Genomic DNA, 24,162 nt, shown 5'->3' on the forward strand with positions numbered 1-24,162 from the left:
TCCCCGCTGCCGATCGGGCAGTTCATGCCACCGCAGACGGGCACGAGCATCGAGTGGGGCGCCGCGAACGAGGTGGTCGGCGTCTGGGTGCCCGTTGAGACGCTGCGGGACTTCATCCACGATGCGCCGTTGCGAGCGCTCGCGCTCGAGCCGACGCCGATGGTCCTCGCCTTCCGCGCGTTCACGCTCGCGCTCGCCCGCAACGTGGAGGACACCTCGTCCGTCTCCCGGTACGCGATCGAGCGGCTGCTCGCCGAGATGGTGTTCGGCGCACTGCTGGAGCTCTACTCCTCCGAGCTGCCCGAACGCGGGCAGGCTCCGCTGGTGGATCGCGCGCGCTCGGCGATGCTGGTGCACCGAGAGGATCCCCGGTTCACGATCGCGGAGCTCGCGACGGAGCTGCACGTGTCTCTGCGGCACCTGCAGCGCGCGTTCGCCAAGATCGGCACGACGCCCGGTGATGCTCTGCGTCATCTGCGCATCGAGTTCGCCGAGTCCCTGCTGCGAAATCCCGACTACGCGGTGCTCACGATCGAGGAGATCGCGGCGCACTCGGGCTTCTCCAGCGCGTTGCAGCTGCGCCGCGCCCTGCGTGCCGAAGGCCTGCCGTCCCCGACCATGATCCGTCCCGCGCACTGAGCAGCCGCTCGGCGGCTCCGACCGCCGAGCGGGGTGCGAGCAGAGTCCTGGACCCCGAGGTCAGAACGCGGTGACGCGGTCTCAGGGCTTCCGGTTCACAATCCCGGATTCGACCAGCTGGTCGATGGCGGCCACGACCAGCACCCGCGGATCCCCCGACGCCGGCCTGCCGAACGCGGCCACGACGTCGTCCACGATCTCCTCGACGCTGCGGCCCGCGCGCAGTGCGTCCCAGATCACGGGCGCGATGCCGTCGAGCACGTGCACCCATCGGTGGGCCAGCACGACCACGCGGTCGTCGCACCGGATGGCGTCGGAGACCGGCGAGAGGTCGAACGCGGGGTGCTCGCCGTGGACGGTCGCGGGCTCCCATTCCTCGTGCACGCGGGCGTGATCGAGCAGCTCCGGCACGACCTGGGGCACGGTGGACGCGTCCGGATACGTCAGCCGCACGACGCCGCCGATGCGGTCGCACACGGCGGCGAGCGTCTGCAGCGGACGAGGCAGCTCGGCCAGGTAGCTCATCTGCGGGGCGAGCTCCGCGATCGCCTCGGGGAAGGCGACCTGCTCGATGCTCGGCGCGGGGTGCTCCGCATCGCGCGAGATGAGCACCAGCGCGGCGAGCCGCAGGGGCGCGTCCGGCGCCGGCCTCAGGCCTGCGGAATCCGGGGAGACCTGCTGCTTCGGCTTGCCCGCCCGCACCACCGAGAGCGGCTTGCGGTACGGGTGCACCGCGAGCTCGGGTTCCACCGCGATCGTCTCGTCCGAGATGTAGCCGTGCTGCGCCCCGAGAGCGCGGCTGAGCGTCGTCTTGCCGCGTCCCGACGGCCCGACGAAAGCGGCGACCCGTCCGGCCGGATCCGCGACGCCGCAGGCGTGGAACATGAGCAGCTCGCCGCTGCGCTGTCCCAGCGCGGCGAGCGTGACCCGCACCGTGAGGGACTCCGCAAGCGCATCGGGCTCGAGCTCGGCGTCGACGCGCACGTGGTCGTCGGGCTCGGCCGTCTCGTCGTACGGCAGCTCAGCGCCCTCCCAGGAGGCGCGGATGGCCTCGATGGTCGTGTCGTCCAGGTCGTCGGCGAAGGTCAGGCGGATGCGAGCGCCGAGGGCGCTCACGTCGAGGGGTGTGCGCACGTCGCCGGACGTCGCACTCGCCTCGGACGCGGTCACGCCGCCTCCGCGTCTCCTCGACGCCGGGGCTTGTCGCCGCGCACAGCGCCTGTCGGCAGCTCCTGGTCGTCGCCGCGGTAGTACTCGCCGTGGTACTGGTAGCCGTAGTAGGCGGCACCGCTGCCGCGTCGCGGCACCCGGTTCAGCACGAGGCCGAGCGCACGGGCTCCGGCGCGCTCCAGGTTGCCGATCGCCTTCCCCAGCACCTCGTAGGTGGTCTTGCCGACCGTGCCCACGATGACTGCGCCGTCGGCGCTGTGCGCCAGCACGGCGGCGTCGGTGACCGGGATGAGGGGCGGTGCGTCGATGATGACGATGGCTTCGCGGGCGATCGACTTCAGCAGCTCGCGCATGCGGGCGGATCCGAGGACCTCGCTCGGGTTCGGCGGAACCTTGCCCGCCGTGACGACGAGCAGCTGGCCGTTGCCGAAGCGCTGCGCCACCTCGGCGATCGTGGCGCGGCCGGCCAGCACGTCGGAGATGCCGGCCCCGCGGGGCAGGCCGAAGACCGTGTCGATCATCGGGCGGCGCAGGTCGCCGTCGATGAGAACGACCGGCTGACCGCTGGATGCGAGCGTGACGGCGAGGTTCGAGGAGATCGTCGACTTGCCGTCACCGGGCAGCGGGCTCGTGACCACGATGATGCGCGGCGGGTTGTCGACGTCCATGTACTGCAGGTTCGTGCGCAGCTCGCGCATGGCCTCGCCGATGCCGAACAGATGGGCACCCTCGCTCGAGCTGCTGGTGCCGCCGTCGAAGGGCAGCAGGCGGTTGTCGGCGGTGAAGGTCTTCTCTTCGGGGATCGTGCCGACGACCGGCTTGCCGGTCTCGCGCTCGACCTGCTCGACCGAGCGGATCCGGCGGTCGAGGGTGTAGCGCAGCAGGCCGTAGCCGACGGCGATCGCCAGGCCGACCAGCCCGCCGAGGGCGAGCGCGAGCTTCGTGTTCGGGGACGACGGGGAATCCGGAAGCCGCGCCGAGTCGATCGGGCTGAGGAAGACCGCGCCCTTCTTCGCAGGGTCTGACGTCTCGAGGCGGTTGACCTCCGCCCCCATCGAGCGGACCCATGCCTCTGCGACGTCGCGCGCCTTCTCCGGCGTCCCCGCGTCGGCCGTGACCTTGAGCGTCGTCGTGTCGACGGTGTTGGTGACCGTGACCTGCTTGACGAGCTGGTCGGCGGAGACATCCAGGCCCAGGTCCTTGATCACGCCGTCCGCCACGGCGCGCGACTGACCGAGCGCGACGTAAGTCTTGACCCGCCCGGAAGTCAGCGAATTCCCGAGCATCGCGGAGCTGAGATTGCTGTCGCCCGCGTCGCCCGCGGTGTTCGCCTGCACGATCGCAGAGGCGTCGGCGGTGTAGACCTTCGGCTGCAGAAGGGTCCAGCCGAAGGCGACCGCGACGCCGAGGAGCGTGATGAGGACCATCCCGAGCCAGTGCGCACGGAACACCCGAAGATACTCACGCAGATCCATACGGGTGGTCCCCCTCGCTCGGCTCACCCTGCGAGGGCGACAGTCAACGGCTTCTCGATGCTACCGGACACACGATCCCTGCCGCGACAAGGCGCGAACGACCACCCGCTCTGGCGTGTGGGGCATCCGGCCCGCGAGCGGGCATGATGGACCCATGACCGATGACGCTCCCGTCTCCCGCCGCCCGCTCTGGCGCCGGATCACGGGCAGCTTCCTGTTCCAGCTGTGCGCGGCGTTCGTCGTGTTCGGGCTCATCCTGTCTTTCGTCGCCAAGCCCTACTGGGTGCCGTCCGGATCCATGGAGCAGACGCTGCAGGTCGGCGATCGCGTGCTGGTGAACCGCCTCGCGTTCACAGGCGGCGCGACACCGCACACCGGCGACGTCGTGGTCTTCGACGCGGGTGAGGCGTGGGACGGCGGCGCGCGCACCCCCGCGAATCCGCTCACCGCGGCGCTGCGCTGGATCGGAGAGGTCACGGGATTCGGGCCGTCGGGCCCGCACACCCTCATCAAGCGCGTGATCGCCGGCCCTGGGCAGACGGTGAGATGCTGCTCCGCGGACGGCAGGCTCATCGTCGACGGCAAACCACTGGACGAGCCCTACGTGTTCCAGGACTTCTCGTTCCAGCCCGGAACGCTCGACTGCACGACGACGCCGGTGTCGCCGCGCTGCCTGCCCGAGGTGACCGTTCCTGCGGACTCCTACCTCGTGATGGGCGACCACCGCTCGAACTCCTCGGACGGCGCGGCGCAATGCCGCGGGCGCACCGATCCCGATCCGGGCTGCTGGCGATGGGCGCACTCGGAGGAGATCGTCGGGAAGGCCGTGGTGATCCTGTGGCCGTTCAACCGGTGGTCCGGGCTGTAACCGCCCGACGACGCACGAGCAGCGCCTTGGGCCGGCCGGAGACCGCGCCCATCAGCCACTCGACCGGCCCGGTGCCGACGAAGCGCCACCAGAGCCAGGCGACCGCGAGCGGCACGAGCACCACGCTCGCCCAGGCGATCGGCATGTTCGCGGTCGGCCAGCCGACCGACGTCGCCCAGAGCGACACGATCCACACGTGGAGCAGATAGAGGCTGAGCGCCAGCTGCCCCCAGACGCGCAGGGGTGCGAACACCCCGTCCACCACCGGGCCGCGCCGCGGAAGGCTCGCGAGCAGCACGATCGCCGCGTAGGCGACGAACACGAGACCGACGTCGTGCAGCGTGTCGGGGTAGCTCCCGGAGAGGGCGGCCGGCTGGTGCAGTCCCTTCTCCAGAACAGGACGCACCGCATAGGCGAAGGGCGCGATGGCGAGCATGATCCACATCGTGCGGTCGCGACGCAGTCCGCTCCGCAGCAGGAGGGCGCCGAGCAGGAAGAACGGGAGCAGGTTCGTGAGCCGGTAGGAGTGTCCCAGCACCGTCCAATCGGCCAGCTGCTGCACGACGATGTTCGAGGAGAGGATCTGAGCGACCTGCCCACGGGCGAGCTCATTGAGCGGAGCGCCGATCAGGACGACGATTCCGAGCACGACCGCCAGCGCACGCGATCCGAGCAGCACCAGCGGGGCGCCGACGATCAGGAGCATCCCGAGGGCGGGCAGCACGATCACGACCCAGGATCCCCAGGTCAGCATCCACAGGCCCAGTGCGATGAGCACGATCCCGCGGAGCGCCTGTTGGAGCAGCGTCGCGCTCACCCGTCGGGACGTGTTCCATACGAGCTGCGCCGACATGCCCATGACCAGCGCGAACAGCGGCGAGGCGAGATCGTTCACATTGCCGATCACGAAGCGCACCGCCATCGGCAGCTGTGGAAGGAGGGGGTTCGCGTGCGCGATCAGCATCGCGACGATCGCGACGCCCCGGAGCACATCCGGGACGATCAGCCTCTCCGTGCGCGCGACAGCCATCCGGCTCCTCTCGTCGCCAGAAAGCTATCGCATCCTGAGCCGCGCAGAGAAGGGAGAACGGGGTGGAGGCAGCGCCGGCCGCGCTGCCTCCACCCCGTTCGTCACGGCTGATCGATGATCAGGGGCACACGCATCCCGGAGGCGTGCCGTTGATCACGATGTGCACCGGGATCGGCGAGTGGTCGTGATCGGATCCGTTGGCCGCGTGGCCCCAGGTGATGTTGAAGTCGAACGATCCGGTGACGTTCGCGCTGTTGCTCGACTGCGCCTGGAACACGACGTTGATCGTCGCACCCGGGTTGATCTGGATCGGCAGAGCCGGGAACGTCGACGGCGCGAGGCTGATGCCGGTCGTGTTGTTCGTGATCGTGATCGCCGTGATCCAGATGGTCTTCGTCGGATCCGGGTTGTAGACCGTCGCGGGAACGTTGTAGCCCTTGACGAACGACGAGCAGCTGTTGCCCGGCGATTTGCAGGCCGTGCCCGCGTTGATCTGCGGCGGTGGTCCCGACACCGCGAACGCAGGGATCGGGGCGGCCAGCGCAACCGCCGGCACCGCCCAGGCCATGGCCTTGGTCACCGTACGGCGGCTGACGCCCTTCGGCTGTTCGAGTTCAGACATGATAAGTCGCTCCTCCGGGTTGTCCCATCACCCGAATCCCCAGAAGACGGCGGGCGAGCACGGCGGACCCGGGAGGCTCCGTCGTACACGAGGATTATCGCACAGGCAACGCGCCGGATAAAGGGCGATGTGACGATTCGCGCGAAATGTGATATATCGACTGCTCACTCCTCGGTGAGCGCCTCTCCCGTCTCGGGATCGAACTGCAGGTCGAGGCCGGCCTCCTCGGGACCGTCCATCGCCAGGAGGACCACGGGCAGCCGCCACGCGGCGCCCAGCACGACAGGTCGGACGCTCTCGAGATCTTCGTCCTCGGACGGCCATCCGGACTCGGATCCGTCCGGTACGACGATCCCCGACTGGTCCTCGGCATCGGGTTCCCGAGCGATGGCATCAGCACCCAGGACGTGCGGCGCTTCCCCGCCCTCGTCCCCGCCGTCCGGCAGGATCGCACGCCGAGCACAGTCTTCCGCGTTCATCAGCAACGCGCACTTCCCCTCTGCAGATCCCCTCCCCAGGGGCTCCGTCGCAGGGCTCGGAAGCCCACGGCGGATCATGATCGCCGACGGCTTCGGGTAGCCTCGACCTCCTCATTCAACGGTGAAAAGCTGGGAGCCTTCTTCAGCCGCGTCGAAATCACCCCCGGCATCACCCCTCAGGGCGGGTCTGCACGAGTCGGGTGGCGCGATCAGAGGTAGCCGAGCGCGGTGGCGCGCAGCACGGCCTCGCGCCCCGAGGCGACCCCGAGCTTGCGGTACAGGGATCGCTGATGCGTCTTCACCGTGTTCACCGACCGGAACAGCGCCGACGCGATCTGCTCTCTGGTCTCCCCGCGTGCGAGGCCCGCCAGCACGTCGAGTTCGTGCGTCGTGAGACGGGGATCGTCCAGAATGCCAGGACGCGCGACCGCTCCGCCGCGGGCGAGAAGTCCGGGGACGAGTTCGCCGAGGGTGCCGAGCAGACGAGGGGAGAGCATGCGGAGCACCGCGACCTCGTGCTGTCCCGACTCCAGGTTGAGCAGGCTCATGCGCTCGACGGCCGCCGAGGCGGCGAGGGCGTTGCCGCTGCGGTGCTGCGCCAGGGCGAGGAGCATCGTGCGCTGACGATCGGCCTGACGCAGGCCCGTGGTCTGCGACGCGGCGGCGTTCAGGTCGGTGATGGCGGTCTTGGTCGCGCCGGAGGCGATCCGGATGAGGTTGAGCACGACCCGGGACGGCCAGCTGCGGTCCGTCGCCGCACGGGCCTCCTCCCGCGCCCTCGGGATGTTGCCGCTCAGCAGCGAATCGAGGGCGAGCAGCGATTGCGGGACCGAGCCCGGCAGGCCCGATGATCCCGTTCCCAGACCGGCGAAGAGCAGGGCCTCGATGCGCTCTCTGCAGTCGGCCCTGCGCTCCGCGAGCACTCCGGCACGGTGCAGGGCGAGGAGTTGCAGCGGCCAGATCTCACCCAACCGCCCGTACGTGAGCTGGAGCATCTCGGCGAAGGAGCGCCCCGGCTCCCCCTCTCCGAGGAAGGCCTCGACGAAGCGCTGCTCCGCGTCCAGTCCCGGCTCGACCCAGCTCCGGGACCGCTCCAGGCGCTGCGCCTCCGTGAGGTGGGCTGCGGCGGCGTCGGGCGTCCCGTAGATCCCGTGGATCAGGGCGGAGCGGAGGTGGGCTTCGCGGGAGAGGAAGGTCAGATCAGTGATCGGCTGCACGCGGAGCGCCCGCTGGTACAGCGCGAGAGCCTCCCGGAAGCGTCCGGACAGGGCGGCGGTGAGCGCCGCCTGGTTCAGGAACAGACTGCGTACGCCGCGGGTGGGATCCACCAACGTCGGATCCGACTCCGTGATCTCCGGCAGTCCGATCAGCCCCTCGTACGCGGTCTCGAGATCTCCGCCGCGCCGTGCCTGCCAGCCCTCCACCAGGGCCGTCCAGCGACGCAGATGCGGGGCCAGATCCTCTCGCCGCCCGACGGAGAACGCCGACGGGTCCTGCAACACCCCTGGTGCGAGCAATCGCGAGGCGAGAAGGGCCTCGGGGCTGAGTCGCAGGCGATCGGGCGGAAGATCCGAGATCATCCGCCCGAGATCCTCCGGGGGCACGGTGAACCACAGCTCGATCGAGCGCGTGGCCATCAGGCGGATCAGCTCGTCCGCATCACCGGAGAGCCAGGCCGCCGTGGCTCGCCCGGCGATGTCTCGCACTGCCCCTCACCCCGTTCACGGCCCGCGGGGGCCGTGACGCCGAGCATACCTACGGCATGCCGATCTGTCGCCCGAGGCACGGGGGGCGCCGGCGTTCGCCGCGCAGGATCCTGTCGCGCACAACGCTCCTGCGTGTGACGATGGTCGCGTGCGCCTGGTCTACGTCTCCCCCGGCCCGCTCGACGCGAAGGCCGTCGAGGGGCTCTCCGAGTTCGCGGCGACGTGGCAGGGCGATGTCGTGGCCGTGGCCCCGGAGGCCGGTGTCGCAGTCCCTGAGCGCGTGCGTGTCATCGCCGAGCCCGCGCCTTCCGCCGCAGCCGTGCGAGCCCTCGCCCCGGATGTCGTGCTCGCGCTGCACCGTCCAGAGTTCGCGTGGCTGACGGAGGTCGCCCCCACCGTCTTCACAGCCGAGTTCGACCGCCGGATCCGCCTCGAGCAGCAGCACCTCACGGCCGAAGGCGCGATCGACCGCGCGCGGATCGCCCTCGGCCAGCTGCGCCGCGAACGCGTCTACCGAGACGTCGCCCGCAAGGCCGCGGGGCTGCAGTGCAACGGCTACGCCGCCTGGGACGCGTACGCCGCGCTGAACCAGCGACCGCTCCTCTTCCGAGACCACCGGATCCGCCGCGCCGATCTCGCCGCCGCGAAGGAACGGCCGACGTGGCGCGGTGAGCGCCCTCTGCGCGTCGCGTTCTCCGGACGGCTGACGGCCGTGAAGGGCCCCGGAACGGTCCTCGAGGTCGCCCGGCTGCTCCCGGAGGTCGAGTTCCTCCTGCTCGGCGACGGAGAACTGCGCGAGGACCTGCAGCTCGAGGCGCCCTCGAACGTGCGGTTCGAGGGGTTCCTCGACTTCGAGGCCTGGAAGTCCCGGATGCGGGAGGAGGTCGATCTCGCCCTCCTCCCGCATCCGCAGGGCGATCCCTCCGGGACGTACTACGAAGCGCTCGGCTGCGGCGTGCCCGTGGTCGGCGCGCAGAACGCCACCTGGCCCCGACTGGCCGCCGAGGGGCTGGGCTGGGCGGAGCGGGACGCGAAGGCCCTCGCGGATCGGATCCGATCCGTGGGTCCCGAGCAACTCGACGCCGTGCGCACGCGCGCCCTCAACGGGTTCGAGCCGTTCGAGTCCGTCGCCGCCCGCCGGGTGGCGCACCTGGTCGAGGTCGCAGAGAGCGCACGCGCCGGCGCCTGATCGGTCGCTCCCGGTCGGAGGCCCTTCGCATGACCGGTCAGCAGGTCTGACCCACGCTGGGGAGTGTCCCCGCGGCCGCACACGAGATGAACGGGTCGGTGACGCCGACATCATCGCTCGTGCGCTGGATGGTCTGGCCGTTCACGGTCACGCTCCGTGTGCCGCCGGTCAACGGGGCGATGAAGTTGACGTAGCGCACGTAGATGGTCGAGGTCGGCGGGACGACCGTGAGCACGTAGGTCATCTGATCGGAGAAGTTGATCCCCTGCACGGCCGGTCCCGTCTGTACGCCGGTGTGCAGGTTCAGGAACTCCGGCCATCCGTCGAAGGTTCCGGCCGTGACGCTGGCCTGCGACCAGAGTTCCACGCGGAGTGACCCCACGTGATCTGCGTCGGCCCCGCCGGGACGCAGGTGGTCGAATTTCCGCTGCCGTTGCTGATGGGAAGGGCGGTGGTGCCCACGGCGCCCATACCTGACCGCGTGACGAAGGAGGCGGTCGAGTACGACGTCCAGGTGATGCCGTCGAGGCTCGTCTGCACGAGCAGGCCGGCAGGCCTGGACGCGGGCATGGAGTTGCTGCCGAAGTTGGCCTGTACGGTGCCCGAGATGTTCACGGGACTCCCTGGAGTGACCGTGACAGCCCAGGTGCGCGTGTAGGTGACGTAGTTCGCAGGCACGTCCTGGATGGTGCTCGAGTAGGTCCCGTCGGGCCACTCCCACCACAGGCCCGGCACGTTGCCGAGCCCGTGGTAGCCGTTCGTGCCGGTGTTCGGGCTAGGCACTCCGCGTGCGAACGCGGAGCTGTTGTTCGGCAGCTGCTGCGAGCGTCAGCGCCGGGGAACCGGAGAGCCCGCAAGTCCGTGCACGGGGTGGGCCATCGGGCGCCCCGCCTAGGGCGTGTCTGAGAAAGGTTGCCGCCATTGTGAGTCGACTTCGGCGAGGATGACACCGTGAGCTTTGATGTCTTCCTTCAGGACTTCTCGGATGTCCATGCGGATCGCAGCCAATCGGTTGGACAGCGCGTATTGGGACCCTTGCTCGACGCACGCGGCGAGAAAGTTGTGACTGCTGATGGCTCAGCAGCGGTGTACGGGGCGAGTGACGTGCCGTTGGACGGATTGATGTTCAACCACATCGAGGGCGACCTGGCCTGGAATGTGATCTTCGACGCCGCGGTCGCCGGCGACTGGGCGATCATGCCAATCGGTGGACCCGTGTGCATCGTCACGAAAGAACAGGCCGATACGGTACCCGAAGAGCTCAAGGCCGATGGGCTCGTCCTTGTACGCACAGGGACGGAATTGCGCGTCGCCGCCACAGGCGCCAACACCTAAAGGGCGGTCACCAACCGTCGGGTCCAGGCGATGACGGCGTTAAGGACGACGGCTGCGCGGTAGATGATCGCGTGCTTGTCGCAGCGGGTTGCGAGGGCGCGCCACTGCTTGATGTCGCGGAAGCGGCGCTCGATCACGTTCCGGTTCTTGTAGTCGGCGGTGTCGAGCCCGACCGGCCTGCCGCCGCGTGACCTACACCTCTTGCGGTAGCCCCTCCGATCGTCGGGCTCGGGGACCACCGCCTTGATCCCGCGGCTGCGCAGGTGCGCACGGATCGCTCGAGACGAGTACGCCTTGTCGCCGCGGACCGTGTCCGGGCGGGTCCGCGGCCGACCCTTGTCGCGCCCGACCCGCAGCTGCGCCATCAGAGGCAGGAACATCAGCGAGTTGCACGCCTGGCCCGGACTGATCAGCGTCACTAGTGGCAGCCCGTTGCCGTCGACGAGCTGGTGGATCTTCGTCGACAGACCGCCGCGGGAACGCCCGATGCCGTGGTCAGCGGCTCCAACCTCGGATTCGTGTAATTCGACCCAGCCCCCTGTGAGGCGAGTCGTGTTCGTCGCGTGCTGATGCGCACGCGATCGTGGAGTCCACCGACAGCGACCAGTCGATCATCCCGGCGGCGTCTGCCGCGGCGGTGACCTTCGCGAGCACTCGATCCCAGGTCCCGTCGGTGGCCATCCTGTGATGCCAGGTCCACCGTCTGCCACGGCCCGAACGCCTCGGGCAGGTCCCGCCAGGCGATCCCACATCGATACCGGTAGATGATCGCCTCGACCATCAGCCGTGCGTTCGAGAACTTACGTCCGGGCTGGCTCGTCGGACGCGGCAGCATCTCCTCGATCAACGACCAATGGGCATCCGAGAGCACTTGGAACCGCGACACGAAACGAGGCTCTCAGCCAGCGCGCCCAACCTTTTTCAGACACGCCCTAAGTCTTGCGCCGTCCGCGCCCGATCCTGCGCACGCCGTCGCGCACCCGCTTCCCGGCCGACACGATGCGCGGGAATCGAATGCGCAGACGCTCCAGCGTCGCGTACCGGAAGCGCAGATCCGCGATCTGGTCGTGCTGATCGAAGATGAAGCGGAACAGGTCCTCCGCGTGGTCCGCGTACGCCTGGGAGCTGTTGCGGAAGATCTGCGAATGCGCGGCGATCAGGTCCTCACGATCCATGCTCGAGTTGACCGAGGAGCCGTCGGCGCCGATGCGGTAGGAGAACCGCACGGCGTCGAGGCGATACGGCTCGCCGCCGCGCGCCAGCACCCGCATCACGAAATCGTGGTCTTCGCGACCTCGGCGCATCGACTCGTCGTACCCGCCGATCGCCGCCCAGTCCGTACGCCGGAACAGCGCGGAGGGGAAGATCTGATTGTGGATCAGGAACCCTGCCCAGTCGAAGTCGGGGAGCAGCCACGGGCCGGAGTACCGCCCGAACAGCTCCGCTCTGGCATAGACGAGCGGGACGTCGAGGCGTTCCTCGAGCACCTCGACGGCCTCGGCGATGTAGCGGGGAGCGATCCGGTCGTCGCTGTCGACGGGCATGAAGTAGGGGGCGCTGCTCGCGGAGATGCCCGCATTGCGCGCGGCCGATGGGCCGGCGTTGTCCTGCCGGATGACCCGCACCCTGCCGTCTTCGCGGAGCGCATCGAGCACGCGCAGTGTGAGGGGATCCGTGGAGCCGTCGTCGACGACCACAATTTCCAGAGCCGGGTGGGTCTGGGCGAACACGGATTCCAGGGTCTCGGGCAGGGTCGTGCCGGAATCGAACACAGGGATGACGACGGCCACGCGCGCCGTCGGATCCACCGTCATGCGCCGCCCCTTTCCCTCCTGCGGTGCTGACATCGTATCGGCGACGATTCCGCCGTCGTCCCACTCGGATGCCGTGCGGATCCTGCCGGCTGCGGCTCCGGAACCCGTCGTCGGGGCGCTCACTATGCTGTGAGCGTGCGCACCCGCAGCGATCACCGGCACGGAGCGCGCTCGCCGTCGCGAGGTGAGGCGCCGGGCGAGCCGCGGATCGTGATCGTCGCGCAGGAGGCGCCGACGCTGCAGGCGGACAACGCCGGGGCCGCCTATCTGATGAGGCTCGTGCGCGAGCTGCGCGACGGCGGGGCATCGGTCACCGCGATCGTCCAGGATTCGCGCAACGGACGCCGGGCGCGCGCAGAAGCCGACGGATACGGAGTGATCCTGCTGCCGCCGGCGGCGCCGATGGGACGCCTGCGCGGCGCGGTGGAGAGCATCGCTCGTCGCCTCGCGCCGATCCGCGCTCCGCGCGGGTTCCTGGCCGCGATCCGCCGTGATCCCGACGCCAGGGCAGCCCTGGCGTCGGCGGATGTGCTCGACGTGCAGTGGCCGACGATGACGGCCCTGCTCCCCGCGCTGCGCCGCGACGCTCCAGGCGCCCGGCGGATCGCGACGCTGCACGACGTCGCAAGCCAGGGGCTGCGGCGGCAGAGGCGGCGGAGCGAATCATGGCGCGCCAGGGTGCGCTTCGGGGCCTCGACGGCCCTCGCCCGGCGGATCGAAGCGCGCACCGTCGCGCTCGCGGACGCGACCATCGTGTTCAGCGAGAAGGATCGTGCGCTGCTGCCGCGGTCGGAGCGGGTCGAGGTGGTGCTCCCGCCGCTCGCCGCGGCGGCGCCCTCCGCAGCGGCGGGCGTGCCGGGCGACGCACCGCCGTTCGCGCTGTTCGTGGGGCCGATGCACCGCGGGGAGAACCGGGAGGCGCTGCAGTGGTTCGCCGACCAGGTGTGGCCGCTCGTGCGGGCAAGGGTGCCCGATGCCGAGCTGCGGGTCGCCGGGCGGGCGACCGACGCCCAGCGCGCCGAGTACGGGGCGACGCCGGGCTTCCGGATGCTCGGGTTCGTCGACGACCTGGATGCGTTGTACGCGAGCGCCGCGGCAGTCGTCGCCCCGCTCTGGGTGGGAGCGGGCGTGAAGTTCAAGGTGGTCGAGGCGCTGGTGCGCGGCGTTCCGGTGGTGGGCACCGCGGTCGCGTTCGAGGGGATCGGCGATGCCGAGCACGTCCCGGAGGCGCAGGAGACCGCCGCCGGGTTCGCGGACGCGCTGGTCGAGGCACTTCGGGATCCGGCCGATGCCCGCCGGGCCGCGGGGGCCTGGCGGACGTGGGCGGCCGAGACCTACTCCGAGCAAGGTTTCGCCCGCCGGGTCGCCGGTCTCTACGGGCTCACGGGCTCGTGCGGGGCCGAGCCCCTCGCACGCGCCGAGACGACCTCGGCCGCAGGATCCGCGGATCGCCCGTTCGCGACGGTCGTCATCCCCGTGCGCGACGGCGAGCACGGTATCGCGCGGCAGCTCGCCGCGCTGTCGCGCCAGGACATCGCCGGAGGGCTCGAGGTCGTGATCGCGGACAACGGGTCCCGCGACCGCACGGCTCAGGTGGCTCTGGCCTACCGAGGCGACTTCGCCGATCTGCGCGTGATCGACGCCGGCGCCAGGGTCGGCGTGAACCACGCGCGCAACGCGGGACTGCTCGCCGCGCGCACCGAGGCCGTGCTGCTGTGCGACCACGACGACGAGGTGCGCGATGGCTGGGCGCGTGAGATGGTGCAGGCACTCGCCTCGGCCGATCTCGTCGGAGGCAGGCTCGTCCACGTCGAGGACCGCGGAGGCCGCCCGGCCACCGCGGACGAGTCCCCCGCACTGGGTTCTGTGCTCGGGCACCTGCCCTACGCGACGGGTGCGAACCTCGGGGTGCGCAGATCGGTCGCGCTCGGCATCGGCGGTTTCGACGAGAGCTTCCGCCGCGGTCATGACGAGGTCGATTTCAGCTGGCGTCTGCAGCACGCCGGCGGGACGCTCGCGTATGCGCCGACCGCGGTCGTCTCGTATCGCCAGAGGTCGACGCTGCGCGGTCGCGCGCGGCAGTACTACCACTCGGCCAGGACGAGGGTGCTGCTGTGGATCCGCCACCGCGACGGCGCAGAGCTCGACGCGCTGTCCGGCCGCGGGGCGTTCGGCGGCGTGTTCCGGGCATGGCGCCACGTGCCGGAGCTGTTCCGATCCGACCAGCGCGACAACGCGGCGCGTGCGCTCGGGTGGGCGTGGGGCACCCTGGACGGACACGTGCGCTACCGGCTGCTCGGAAGGCTCCCTGAGGCGCAGACGATCTCCCCGGAACTGCTGGCGGCGGCCTCCGCCGCCGCCACCGATGCCGAGGAGGCGCAGGACGCGCCCGTCGTCAGCGTGATCATTCCGGTGTTCAACGGAGCCGCAACGATCGGGCAGCAGCTCGCGGCGCTGGACACGCAGATCGATGCGCCGCCCTTCGAAGTGATCGTGGTCGACAACGCGTCGACCGACGACACGGCAGCCATCGTGCGCGCCACGGTCCTTGGTCGCGCTCCCCTGCGGCTCGTGTCGGCGACGGAGCGGGGAGCCTCGTTCGCACGCAACGTCGGCGCCGCGCACGCACTGTCCGATCTGCTGATGTTCTGCGACGCCGACGATGTGGTCTCCGCGCACTGGGTCGACCACGGGTACCGGAACTTCGCGTCGACCCGGCTGTGGAGCGGATGGGTCGTGCCGGCCGCGGCCGATCTGTTCGCAGCCGGCGTCGAGGCCGTGCGCGACGTGCTCGACGAGGGCGACGGCGCCCCGTGGCATGCGCCCCGACCGCGCACCGATACCCCGTTCCCGATGCTGCAGGGCGGCAACTTCGGCATCGCCCGGTCCCTCTTCCTCGACCTCGGAGGGTTCGACCAGTCGCTGCCGTCCTCGTTCGAGGACCTCGACCTCGGCTACCGTGCCCGCCGCCGCGGGATAGAGGTCGCCTTCGCCAAGGACACCCGCCTCGCCTATCGGCTGCGCGCACAGGGCTCCGAGATCGCCGTCCGCCAGGTGCGAATGGCGCAGGCGAAGGTGCTGATCGCGACCAGATACGGCGTGCAGGCGGAGGTCGCGGATCCCCCCTGGCCCGCGCTCGCGCTGCGCCTCGCCGGCGCGGCCGTGCGCATGCCCTCACGTCCGCGCGCCGAACGGGACTGGCCCGGTCTCGCCGGCCGCGCCCTGTTCGTCTGGGGCGTGTTCTCCGGCACCGTGCGCTATCGCTACCTCCGGCTGCTCCCCCGTCCACGGCTCGGAGCCGGGCTGCCCGCACGCGCGACGACGAGCCCCTCCCCCTCCCGGAGGAGCGCATGACCGGCGCCGCCCGCATGCGGGCCACGCTGAGGGCACGCGCGCTCGTGCCGTTCGGGCGCCTCCTCGGCGCGCCCCGTGTGCAGCTCACGTCCCCGCTCACCGGTGCCGGCAACCACTTCTACGACTGGCTGTGGGCCTACCGGAACGATCGGCGCGGATCTCCCGCGCGCGTGCAGCACCAGCCGAGCATGGATCCGTGGCTCGCGGAGTTCCCCCTTCTGGACGGGCTGACGATGCCTCTCGCCGACGCGCCGCGCCTGTTCGCCGACTTCCGGGGCTCGCACGAGGACATGTTCGGGCAGCACTTCACCCGCGCCGAGGTGGAACGGTTCTGCCGGGCACTGGTGACGTCATCGCCGTCGTTCCGCGAGCGCCTCTCGCAGGCGGAGGACGAGCTCGGGCCGGGTGCCGTCGTCGTCAACGTGCGCCGGGGCGACTACTACGCCCACGACTTCCTGCAGGCCGCCTACGCCCTCGATATCGAAGGCTACGTCGGTGCGTCCCTGCGCGAGCTGCGCGAACAGGGGGTCCCGACCGACGAGATCGTGATCGTGTCCGATGACGTCCCCTGGTGCCTGCGGCATCTGCCCGCTGTCGTGGACCTGCCGTTGCGCCCTCTCGCGCACCGCGCCTCCGCCCTCGACGACTTCGCCGCGCTCGCGGCGGCCCGCACCCTCGTCCTCGCCAACTCGACGTTCTCGTTCTGGGGCGCGCACGTCGCCATGACGCTGCACCAGGACACTGTCGTGCTCGCGCCGCCGTATCACCTCATCGACGACGGCGTGCCCGACCGGAAGCGGTTCGACCCCGCATGGCAGGTGATCGGGCCGTGAGCGCGCCAGAGGTGTCGGTGATCCTGTGCGTGCGCAACGGGGCCGCCACGATCCTGCGCCAGCTCCACGCCCTCGACGCGCAGCAGGACGCGCCGTCGTTCGAGATCCTCGTGGTCGACAACGGCTCGACCGACGCAACCGCGAAGGTCGTCGAGGCCTGGCTGAACGATCCCGGACGGCCCGCCGTACCGGCCCGTCTCGTCTCCGCCGCAGACCGGGCGCACATCCCGTATGCCCGCAATCGCGGCGCCCTCGCCTCCCGCGGCCGGATCCTGGCGTACTGCGACGCCGACGACGAGGCGGATCCGTTCTGGCTCTCGGCACTGACCGGCTGCCTCGACCAGGACGGGATCGCCGGCGGGCGGATCGCGGCACGCACGGCCGAAGGCGTCGAACAGCCCGGCGTCTTCCCCGATGCGCTCGTCGCCACGCATTACCTGCCGCACGCCGGCAACGCGAACCTCGCGGTCACGCGTGCCTGCTTCATCGCGATCGGCGGCTACGACGAGTCGCTTCCGCGGTACGGCTACGAAGACGTGGACCTCTCCTGGCGCGCCCAGGAACAGGGGTTCCCGATCGGATACTGCGGCGGGGCGGTGATGAACTTCACCCTGTCGTCGAGATCCGCCGCGGTGCGCAAGCAATATCTGATCGCCCAGGGCAGGGTGCTCATCGCGCTGCGCCACCCGGCCGCCTATCGACCGTTCACTCTCGCCGGTTGCCTGCGGCTGCTCGGCAGCAGGCTCGTCGCTCTGCCGTACCGGATGGTGCGTCCTGGACCGCACCGCAGGAGCCGTCACCTGGCCTGGGTGGTCAACGCGTTCGGCAACCTCGCCGGCTGGTGGACCTACGTGCACCTCGGCCACGACGCCGCCCCGGCGCTGCTCGCGCGGTCGGACTTCGCCGGCCCGGCGGCAGGCTGAGCCCTCAGCGCGGCAGGACGCCTCTGCCCGCGACGTCTCGCAGCACGTCGGCGACACGTGCCCAGGTGCGATCGAACGTGAGCGCGGTCTCGACCTCGGCGCGTGCCGCATCGCCGACGCGCTGCCGCAGCCCCGGGTCGGCGATGGCACGGCGCACCACGCGCGCCACGCCCTCCGGATCGTGCAGCGGCAGGGCCAGGTTGCTGCGCCCGTCGTCGAGGTACTCCGCCATCGCGGCCGTCCTGGTGACGGCCGTGCACCGGCCGCAGGCCATCGCCTCGAGCAGCACGCTCTGCCCCGTCGGATAGGCCAGGTCGTGCGTGGGCACGACGACGAGGTCGGCGGCGCGCAGGTTGTCGCGGTGCGCCGGCATCGGCACCGGATCGTGCACGGCGACGTTCGGCGGGAGCGGGATCTCCGCGAAGCGCTCGGTCTGGGTGAACAGGTCATAGCGGATCTCGGGGGTGAGCCGGGCGGCCTCGACGAGCGTGAGATAGTCGCGCCCGCGATCGATGCCCATCGCGGCCACCTGCATTCGCGGACGCACCGGCTCCGAGGGCGTGTACCAGGTCTCGTCCACCCCGAACGGAACGGCCACGACCTTGTCCGCGACACCGATCCGCGCGAACGCCTCTGCCTGGTTGCGGGAGAACACCACGATCGCATCCAGCGCGCGGGCCGTGCGTGCGATCCGCTGCCGCAGCGCGTCAGAGCCGTGCACCAGCTCCTCCGCCCACCAGCACGACACCGCCACGATCGGAGCACGCGCATAGGGCGGGATGCGACGGCGCCGCAGCGCGGCCGGCAGCACCGCCTTGTCCTCGAGCAGACACAGCACCGCATCCGCACGGAAGGCGTGCCGGGCGCCGCGCAGAGCCAGGTCCTGCGGGACGCCGCTGCGGTGCTCGGCCACATCGCGCAGCTTGCGGTGCAGGGCGGCCCGCGCCGGAGGCACCGTGATGAGGTCGATCCCGTGCGCGGCGAGCAGGTCCACGCGATACGGGCCCGCGGGCCGCTCGCCCCCCGGCTCCCGGTGCTGGCCGCGACGCATTCCAGCCTGGTCGAACAGGCCGAGAACGCGCAGCTCGCGGCTCCCGGAGGCGCTCACGAGCGCTCGGCCCCCAGCTCGCCCAGCTCGACCATCCGCGCGAAGGCGGGAACGGTGTCGCGCACCTGCGCGAACGTGCCCTCCGCCTGGATCCGGCCGTCTCCGAGGAAGACGAGCTTGTCCACGTCCCGCACGGTCGACAGCCGGTGCGCGACGATGATGATCGTCAGCTCGCCGTGCATCGCCGCGAGCGAGCCCGCGATCTGCGACTCGGTCTCGTTGTCCAGCGCAGAAGTGGCCTCGTCGAGCACGAGCACGCGCGGCGACCGGTACAGGGCCCTGGCCAGTCCCAGCCGCTGCCGTTGACCGCCGGACAGGCGCGTCMCGCGCTCGCCGATCGTCGTCTGCAGCCCCTCGGGCAGCTCGGCGACCAGCCCGTCCAGTCGTGCCAGCCGCAACGCCCGATCGACCTGCTCCCGGTCGATCCTCTCGGCGGCCACGCCGAACGCGACGTTCGCCTCCACGGTGTCGTTGAGCAGGAACACGTCCTGCGGCACCACCCCGATCCCGGCGTACCAGCGCGCCGGGTCCTCGAGGATCGGCACCCCGCCGCATTCGATCAGTCCCGCCGTCGGCGCGAGCAGTCCCAGGATCAGATCGATCAGCGTCGACTTGCCGGCCCCGCTGGATCCGACGAACGCCGTGGTGGTGTGCTCCGGGATGACCAGATCGATCGCCCGCACCACCGCATCGGGCGAATCGGGATAGGCGAACTCCACGCCGCGCAGAGTGATGTCCCCGCGCAGGGGTTCCGCCGTGATGGGCTCCTCGACGTGCGGATCGGCGCTGGTCAGGTCCTCGATCGCCTCGGTGAGGATCCGCATGCTGGCCTCGGCGCCGCGCACGGCCCCCACGTTCTGCGCCATGAGGTTCATCGTGGGCAGCGCACGCATCGCCGCGGCGCCGAACAGGCCGAGTGTGCCGATCGTGCTGGCCGCGGATCCGGTCGTGAACAGGGCCGCAGAGACCACCGCGATCGAGAGCGCGAAGAGCACCTGGGACACCGCAGAGGGCACGGCGCCCAGCGTGGTGAGCATCCGGTTCGCTCCGGCGAGGTCCTTCTGCGACTGCTCGTAGCGGCCGAGCAGTCGCGCTCCGGATGCGGAGAGGCGCACCTCGCGGAAGCCGTGCACGAGCGGGATCAGCGTCGCCCAGCCGCGCAGGTTCGCGGCGGTCGACGCCTCCCCCGTGCGCCGCTGCGCCGGTTGCAGCGAGCGCTGCATGATCGCCATGGTGCCGCCGAACAGGGCGACCGTGAGCACCGTGACCACTGGCGACACGGCGAGCAGTACTGCGCTGATCGCGACCAGGGTGAGGGCGCTCGTGTAGATCGTGAGCACGCAGGTCAGGGCGGCGCCCACGGTCGCGGTGCCGCCGATGTTGCGCAGGATCTCGGCGTCGGAGCGGCGCCGGTGCGAGACATAGGGCTCGAGGCTGTAGGCGCGCAGCATGGCCGTGTTCGCCGCGACGGCGAGCCGGGCAGAGCGGCCCGCCTGCCACCACACCAGGAGCACCGACAGCCCGCTGCACACCAGGAACAGCAGGGCGATCAGAACCGCGAACGCGGGGATCAGCCGCTCCGGCCGTCCCGATCCGAGCAGATCCGCGACCCACTGCACGACGCCGGCATTACTGTGCCCCTGTGCGATCAGCTCCATGAGAGGCACCATCGCCGCGACGGGGATCGTGCCCAACGCGGTCTGCGCCAGCATCAGCACCGCGGCCAGCGCGACCCACGGCGCCGGCCGCATGCCGGAAAGGCGCAGGAGCGCGGCGAGGCCCTGGCGCACCGTGCGATCGAACACGATCAGCATGGGCCCTCCCCCTTCCCGGCACTCGGCTTCACCCTCGGCACGGCCTCCGCGCTCCGCCCGAAGCCCGTGACCCCGCGATAGACCTCCGCGACGGCAGCAGTCATCTCGTCCGTCGAGTTCAGTCGATCGTAGGGGACGCGGGGGGCGTCGAGGAGCGCGGCGACGACGGCCGGGAGGTCATCGGGATCCACGAGTGGTTCCGCCCCGACGATCTCGCCGTTGCCTCCCGCAGCGGACGCCACGACGCCGAGGCCCTGCGCGACCGCGTCGAGCAGGGTGTACGAGCAGTTCTCCCAGATCGAGAGCTGTGCGATGACGTCCGCCTCAGCCATGGCGGAGGCCGGATCCACGAATCCGGGGAAGGCCACGGCGACGCCGAGCCGAGCCGCCTGGGCCTCGAGCTCGGCCTGCAGCGGGCCCTCGCCCGCCACGGTGAGGGTCGCCCCCGGCTGTTCCGCGTGCAGCGCGGCGAACGCGTCGATGAGGGCGTCGATCCGCTTCTCGGGGGCGAGTCGGGACAGCGTCAGGATGCGCGGAGCGCCGCCCTGCTTCCTCGGCGCGGCAGGGGCGGGTATCTCCACGCCGTTCGGGATCACCGCGATCGACCCGCTCGCGTGCCACTTCGCGCGCATCGCGGCACGGGTCGCCTCGGCGACCGCGATCGCGGCGTCGAAGCGCCGCAGGCGGATCCGGTGCACGATCGCCATGCCCCTGGCCTGGATCGAGGAGCGGTGGTAGACGCTGTCGACGTCGGCGATCCCGTGCTCTGTCGTGATCCGCCGCACCCCGCGCGGCAACGGCGTGCCGGCGACGACGATGTCGGCGAAGGCGAGATGCGAGTGCACCAGGACGGGCCGCGTCCGGCGGACCGCCGCGCGCAGGGTGCGCCCGGAGGCGACCGCGCCGGCAGCCGGGCCGAAGGGTCCCGCGATCACTGGTGTTCCCTGCTCCCGCAGGCGTTCGGCGAGCGGTCCCTCAGGGCACAGCACGGTGACCGTCCACCCGGGGACTCCGACTCTGGTCGCGTCGAGCACGTGTCTGGCGACGCCGCCGATCTCTGCGACGGGCACGACCCAGAGAGCGGTCGGCGTCGTGCTCCGCGAGCTCGCCCGCCACTCCCGCACCTGGGCGATCCAGCGCTGCGCCATCGCGTCGGCCGTGAGCGTGCGCTCGTACGCGCGAACGTTGCCGGCGCCCCAGTCCGGGTCCTCCTCCAGGCGGGACAGCGCTCGGCGAATACCGCCGAGCACGTCGCCGGGAGCACAGAGCACGGAGTCCGGCAGCAGCCGGTGCTGATCGATCCCGCCGCCGACGGCGGTGAAGACCAGTCCCCGGCCGAGCGCCGCGGCCTCGAGCGGCAGCAGATCGAAGTACGCGACGCGATTCGGCACCACGAGCATCCGTGCGGCGGCGATGACCGGGACGGGGTCGTCCCTCCAGCCGAGGTCTCGCACCGCGGGCGACGATCGCCGGGCCGGTCCGGCCCCGAGCGTGCTGAAGCGCAGCGCCGGGTTCTCGGCGTGCAGCGCCTCCGCGGCCGCGAGGAAGCGGTCGTAGCCCTTGTCGGCGACGTAGCGGCCGACGAACAGGATCCCGGGATCCTCGTCCGAGGCGGCGACGGCCTCGGGTTCCCCCGGCGCGAGGCGGGGCTTGGGAACGCCCGAGAGGATGTGATGCACCGCCGTCCCGGCGAGGATCTCTCCGAACGCTTCGACGTAGGCGGTCCCTGCGCTCGCGGTGGGGAACACCACGGCGTCGGCCGCGCGGAAGAGCTCCCGTTCGACCCGGATCATGCGCCGGCGGGTCAGAGCGCTGCGGATCCCGTTCTCGTGCGGGTGCATCGCGGCGTACTCGTCGGCCGCGATGGTGGGGCTGTGCGGCATGTACCAGACCTCCACGCCGCTGCCGCGGGCGAGCCTTGCCCTCCGCGCGTCCTGATACCCCTGGAGGATCACGAGGTCGGCACCGGCGATCTCGTCGCGCAGCGGATCCTCGACCCCGCCTTTGAGGGCGACGCCCACCCGATGCCGCAGCCTTCCCAGCGCGGCGCGCGGATCCGCGCGGCGACGGGTCCGGCGGGCCGGCCGCTCGCCGGTCGCCCGGTTGCGCTGCTCGGTCAGGATCCCGGAGAACCGGAAGTCCAGATCGGGTGGCGCGAGGGCGGTCAGCGCCTGACGCAGGTTCCAGGTGTAGCCGGCAGGACCGCCACCCGGGGCGATGAGGTCGCACACCACCAGCACGCGGGTGACGTCAGACATCGTTCACCACCTCATCGGGACGCCGCTGCCCGGACAGTCCTGCAGCCTCGACGAGCCAGGCGACGCGCTTCTCGGCAGCCCAGCGCGGCATCCGACTCAGGACGCGGTCCGCGCGGCGCGCCCTCGCCTCGAGCTCGGCGCGTCCATCGCGGGCGGCCGTGCGGTCCACGAGCCGCCCCCACGTCCCGCGCGCCGGTAGTGGGGACCCGAGGGCGGCGGATCCGTGCTTCGTCTCGAAGGCCCGCCGTGCGGCGCCGGCGTGGAAAGCGCGGCGCACGCGGCCCTCGGTCGTCGTGGCGGCCACGTGGTGCGGCGTCTCCAGCTCGGGCGCGAGCACCACGGGAACTCCGGCCGCGTGCAGCCGGAATCCCCAGTCCACGTCCTCCCAGCCGTAGGCCCGGAACGCGGGGTCGTACCCGCCGACCCTGTCGAACTCCTCCCGGGTCACCGAAACATTGCCGGCCCAGTACCTCCAGCGGCGGTCGGCGGGCGCGGCGTAGGCCTCGGCGCGGAACCGCTCGTCGCGAGGAGCCCCGTAGACGCGCGCGTAGGGGGTCGGCGGGAACACGTTGCGATACAGCCCCACGACACCGCACGGCGCCCCGGCGTGCCGGGCGAGGTGCGCGGCCACGTAGTCGGATCCGGGGCGGAGGTCGTCGTCGCACCGGATGAGGACCTCGCCGCGCGCCTCGGCGAAGCCCGCGTTCAGCGCGGCGGATCTGCCCCGGTTCTCCGGCAGCACGAGCGCGCGCACGGGCAGTTCCCCCGCCGCCAGGTCGATCACCGCGGCGGATTCGTCGACATCGCCGTCGATCACGACGATCGCCTCCCACGACGTCTCCGTCTGCGCACGGAGGGCCTCGACGAGATGCAGCAGGCGCGTCGCGCCGCCCCGGGTCGGGACGACGATGCTCGCGCGCGGCCCGGTCATCGTGCGGCCTCGTCGCGCACCCGCACGCAGAGCGCGGCCACCCGCTCGCCCCAGGGCGCCCAGTCCAGCGCCTCGGCGTACCAGGAGGCGGCGGTCGTGCGCGAGACGCCGCCCCACGCGCCCCGGCCGAGCTCGGCCAGCAGCTCCCCCGCCGCGGAGCACGCCGCGTCGTCGGGCACGAGCCATCCGCTGCGCCCGTCCGCCACGATGCTCGGCACGCCGCCGACGTCGGTCGCGATCGCCGGCAGCCCGTGGGCGGCCGCATCGGTCAGGGTGACCCCGGCGGCGTTCGCGCGCGCCAGCTCCAGCAGCACGTCGGCGCGCGCGTATTCGGCGGAGAGCTCGTCGGCGGTGAGCCGCCCCGGCGCGCGTACGTCGTCGGGAAGAGCGGGCGCGGATCCGATCACGGTGAGCGCGATGTCCGCTCCCGCCGCCCGCGCCTGCGCCACTGCGGCGAGCGCCCGGTCGCCGCCCTTGCGCTCCCAGTCGCTCGCGACGACCAGCACGCGCAGCGGTGCGGCGGCGGACGTCGTGGTGTCGCCGCGGTCCGCCACCGCGCGCGGGCGGATCGCCGCTCCCGGCGGCGCGACGACGACGCGCGCCGGGTCCGCCCC

At 71.4% G+C, this 24,162-nt stretch carries 21 protein-coding genes and 1 pseudogene; 8 read left to right on the forward strand and 14 right to left on the reverse strand.

The genetic code is table 11. From position 1 onward, the window contains the following. Window positions 1–639, forward strand: a 639-nt coding sequence (locus AC1DG4_RS18925) for a helix-turn-helix domain-containing protein (RefSeq protein WP_477421415.1), incomplete at its 5' end; no start/stop codon positions are given. A gap of 81 nt (window positions 640–720) precedes the next feature. Here AC1DG4_RS18925 and AC1DG4_RS18930 read toward each other — a convergent pair. Further along, window positions 721–1,809, reverse strand: coding sequence for a PqqD family protein (locus AC1DG4_RS18930; RefSeq protein WP_477376254.1), 1,089 nt, complete (start codon window positions 1,807–1,809; stop codon window positions 721–723). Then, window positions 1,806–3,284, reverse strand: a complete 1,479-nt coding sequence (locus AC1DG4_RS18935) for a tyrosine-protein kinase domain-containing protein (RefSeq protein ID WP_477376252.1) — start codon at window positions 3,282–3,284, stop codon at window positions 1,806–1,808. The genes AC1DG4_RS18930 and AC1DG4_RS18935 overlap by 4 nt, the downstream gene beginning before the upstream one ends. 154 nt (window positions 3,285–3,438) lie before the next feature. Between AC1DG4_RS18935 and lepB the strand changes: the two genes are divergently transcribed. Next, window positions 3,439–4,152 carry a signal peptidase I gene (gene lepB, locus AC1DG4_RS18940; protein WP_477376251.1) on the forward strand — a complete coding sequence of 238 codons (714 nt, stop codon included), beginning with the start codon at window positions 3,439–3,441 and terminating at the stop codon, window positions 4,150–4,152. Here lepB and AC1DG4_RS18945 read toward each other — a convergent pair. The 4 genes from AC1DG4_RS18945 to AC1DG4_RS18960 form a co-directional block, all read right to left on the reverse strand. Continuing rightward, on the reverse strand, window positions 4,130–5,182 hold the full coding sequence (locus AC1DG4_RS18945) for a DUF418 domain-containing protein (RefSeq protein ID WP_477376249.1): 1,053 nt from the start codon (window positions 5,180–5,182) through the stop codon (window positions 4,130–4,132). The genes lepB and AC1DG4_RS18945 overlap by 23 nt on opposite strands. Window positions 5,183–5,300: 118 nt before the next feature. Continuing rightward, window positions 5,301–5,804, reverse strand: a complete 504-nt coding sequence (locus AC1DG4_RS18950; RefSeq protein WP_477376247.1) for a hypothetical protein — start codon at window positions 5,802–5,804, stop codon at window positions 5,301–5,303. Between the two features lie 164 nt (window positions 5,805–5,968). Continuing rightward, window positions 5,969–6,283, reverse strand: coding sequence for a hypothetical protein (locus AC1DG4_RS18955; RefSeq protein ID WP_477376245.1), 315 nt, complete (start codon window positions 6,281–6,283; stop codon window positions 5,969–5,971). Window positions 6,284–6,492: 209 nt separating this feature from the next. Further along, window positions 6,493–7,989: a helix-turn-helix transcriptional regulator gene (locus tag AC1DG4_RS18960; RefSeq protein ID WP_477376243.1), complete on the reverse strand. Its 1,497-nt coding sequence runs from the start codon at window positions 7,987–7,989 to the stop codon at window positions 6,493–6,495. Between the two features lie 148 nt (window positions 7,990–8,137). On the opposite strand from AC1DG4_RS18960, the gene AC1DG4_RS18965 reads away from it, so the two are divergent. After that, window positions 8,138–9,178, forward strand: a complete 1,041-nt coding sequence (locus AC1DG4_RS18965) for a glycosyltransferase (RefSeq protein WP_477376242.1) — start codon at window positions 8,138–8,140, stop codon at window positions 9,176–9,178. A 37-nt stretch (window positions 9,179–9,215) separates the two neighbouring features. On the opposite strand, the gene AC1DG4_RS18970 is transcribed toward AC1DG4_RS18965, so the two are convergent. Continuing rightward, window positions 9,216–9,560 (reverse strand): hypothetical protein, encoded by a 345-nt coding sequence (locus AC1DG4_RS18970; protein WP_477420184.1) that lies wholly within the window; start codon window positions 9,558–9,560, stop codon window positions 9,216–9,218. 99 nt (window positions 9,561–9,659) lie between these two features. Here AC1DG4_RS18970 and AC1DG4_RS18975 point away from each other — a divergent pair, with 99 nt between their 5' ends. Both AC1DG4_RS18975 and AC1DG4_RS18980 read left to right on the forward strand, forming a co-directional pair. Then, complete coding sequence (locus AC1DG4_RS18975) at window positions 9,660–9,836, forward strand: hypothetical protein (protein WP_477420183.1); 177 nt, start codon at window positions 9,660–9,662, stop codon at window positions 9,834–9,836. 293 nt (window positions 9,837–10,129) lie between these two features. Further along, window positions 10,130–10,513, forward strand: a complete 384-nt coding sequence (locus AC1DG4_RS18980) for a hypothetical protein (RefSeq protein WP_477376236.1) — start codon at window positions 10,130–10,132, stop codon at window positions 10,511–10,513. Here AC1DG4_RS18980 and AC1DG4_RS18985 read toward each other — a convergent pair. Then, window positions 10,510–11,399: pseudogene (locus tag AC1DG4_RS18985) on the reverse strand (IS5 family transposase). The gene AC1DG4_RS18980 and the pseudogene AC1DG4_RS18985 sit on opposite strands and share 4 nt — an antisense overlap. A 46-nt stretch (window positions 11,400–11,445) precedes the next feature. Further along, window positions 11,446–12,327: a glycosyltransferase family 2 protein gene (locus AC1DG4_RS18990; RefSeq protein ID WP_477376234.1), complete on the reverse strand. Its 882-nt coding sequence runs from the start codon at window positions 12,325–12,327 to the stop codon at window positions 11,446–11,448. A gap of 135 nt (window positions 12,328–12,462) precedes the next feature. On the opposite strand from AC1DG4_RS18990, the gene AC1DG4_RS18995 reads away from it, so the two are divergent. Genes AC1DG4_RS18995 through AC1DG4_RS19005 form a run of 3 tightly spaced genes read left to right on the forward strand, consistent with a single transcriptional unit; the run spans window position 12,463 to window position 17,437 of the window. Continuing rightward, window positions 12,463–15,681, forward strand: coding sequence for a glycosyltransferase (locus AC1DG4_RS18995; RefSeq protein ID WP_477376232.1), 3,219 nt, complete (start codon window positions 12,463–12,465; stop codon window positions 15,679–15,681). Continuing rightward, complete coding sequence (locus AC1DG4_RS19000; protein WP_477376230.1) at window positions 15,678–16,514, forward strand: alpha-1,2-fucosyltransferase; 837 nt, start codon at window positions 15,678–15,680, stop codon at window positions 16,512–16,514. The genes AC1DG4_RS18995 and AC1DG4_RS19000 overlap by 4 nt, the downstream gene beginning before the upstream one ends. After that, window positions 16,511–17,437: a glycosyltransferase family 2 protein gene (locus tag AC1DG4_RS19005; RefSeq protein ID WP_477376228.1), complete on the forward strand. Its 927-nt coding sequence runs from the start codon at window positions 16,511–16,513 to the stop codon at window positions 17,435–17,437. The genes AC1DG4_RS19000 and AC1DG4_RS19005 overlap by 4 nt, the downstream gene beginning before the upstream one ends. A 4-nt stretch (window positions 17,438–17,441) precedes the next feature. Here AC1DG4_RS19005 and AC1DG4_RS19010 read toward each other — a convergent pair whose 3' ends face one another. The 5 genes from AC1DG4_RS19010 to AC1DG4_RS19030 all read right to left on the reverse strand — a co-directional run. Then, window positions 17,442–18,545, reverse strand: coding sequence for a glycosyltransferase family 4 protein (locus AC1DG4_RS19010; RefSeq protein WP_477376226.1), 1,104 nt, complete (start codon window positions 18,543–18,545; stop codon window positions 17,442–17,444). Continuing rightward, on the reverse strand, window positions 18,542–20,359 hold the full coding sequence (locus AC1DG4_RS19015; RefSeq protein ID WP_477421416.1) for an ABC transporter ATP-binding protein: 1,818 nt from the start codon (window positions 20,357–20,359) through the stop codon (window positions 18,542–18,544). The genes AC1DG4_RS19010 and AC1DG4_RS19015 overlap by 4 nt, the downstream gene beginning before the upstream one ends. Then, window positions 20,353–22,617, reverse strand: coding sequence for a glycosyltransferase (locus AC1DG4_RS19020; RefSeq protein ID WP_477376222.1), 2,265 nt, complete (start codon window positions 22,615–22,617; stop codon window positions 20,353–20,355). The genes AC1DG4_RS19015 and AC1DG4_RS19020 overlap by 7 nt, the downstream gene beginning before the upstream one ends. Then, window positions 22,610–23,548 carry a glycosyltransferase family 2 protein gene (locus AC1DG4_RS19025; RefSeq protein ID WP_477376220.1) on the reverse strand — a complete coding sequence of 313 codons (939 nt, stop codon included), beginning with the start codon at window positions 23,546–23,548 and terminating at the stop codon, window positions 22,610–22,612. Before AC1DG4_RS19025 ends, AC1DG4_RS19020 begins: the two co-directional genes overlap by 8 nt. Further along, on the reverse strand, window positions 23,545–24,162 hold a 618-nt coding region (locus tag AC1DG4_RS19030), incomplete at its 5' end, for a glycosyltransferase (protein ID WP_477421417.1). The genes AC1DG4_RS19030 and AC1DG4_RS19025, both read right to left, overlap by 4 nt.

This window comes from Microbacterium sp. 05N427 (assembly GCF_056397105.1).

Coding starts and splice junctions, on each gene's coding strand:
- AC1DG4_RS18935 (WP_477376252.1), bottom strand. CDS start 3,284: ATGGATCTGCGTGAGTATCTTCGGGTGTTCCGTGCGCACTGGCTCGGG.
- lepB (WP_477376251.1), top strand. CDS start 3,439: ATGACCGATGACGCTCCCGTCTCCCGCCGCCCGCTCTGGCGCCGGATC.
- AC1DG4_RS18945 (WP_477376249.1), bottom strand. CDS start 5,182: ATGGCTGTCGCGCGCACGGAGAGGCTGATCGTCCCGGATGTGCTCCGG.
- AC1DG4_RS18950 (WP_477376247.1), bottom strand. CDS start 5,804: ATGTCTGAACTCGAACAGCCGAAGGGCGTCAGCCGCCGTACGGTGACC.
- AC1DG4_RS18955 (WP_477376245.1), bottom strand. CDS start 6,283: ATGAACGCGGAAGACTGTGCTCGGCGTGCGATCCTGCCGGACGGCGGG.
- AC1DG4_RS18990 (WP_477376234.1), bottom strand. CDS start 12,327: ATGACGGTGGATCCGACGGCGCGCGTGGCCGTCGTCATCCCTGTGTTC.
- AC1DG4_RS19000 (WP_477376230.1), top strand. CDS start 15,678: ATGACCGGCGCCGCCCGCATGCGGGCCACGCTGAGGGCACGCGCGCTC.
- AC1DG4_RS19020 (WP_477376222.1), bottom strand. CDS start 22,617: ATGTCTGACGTCACCCGCGTGCTGGTGGTGTGCGACCTCATCGCCCCG.
- AC1DG4_RS19025 (WP_477376220.1), bottom strand. CDS start 23,548: ATGACCGGGCCGCGCGCGAGCATCGTCGTCCCGACCCGGGGCGGCGCG.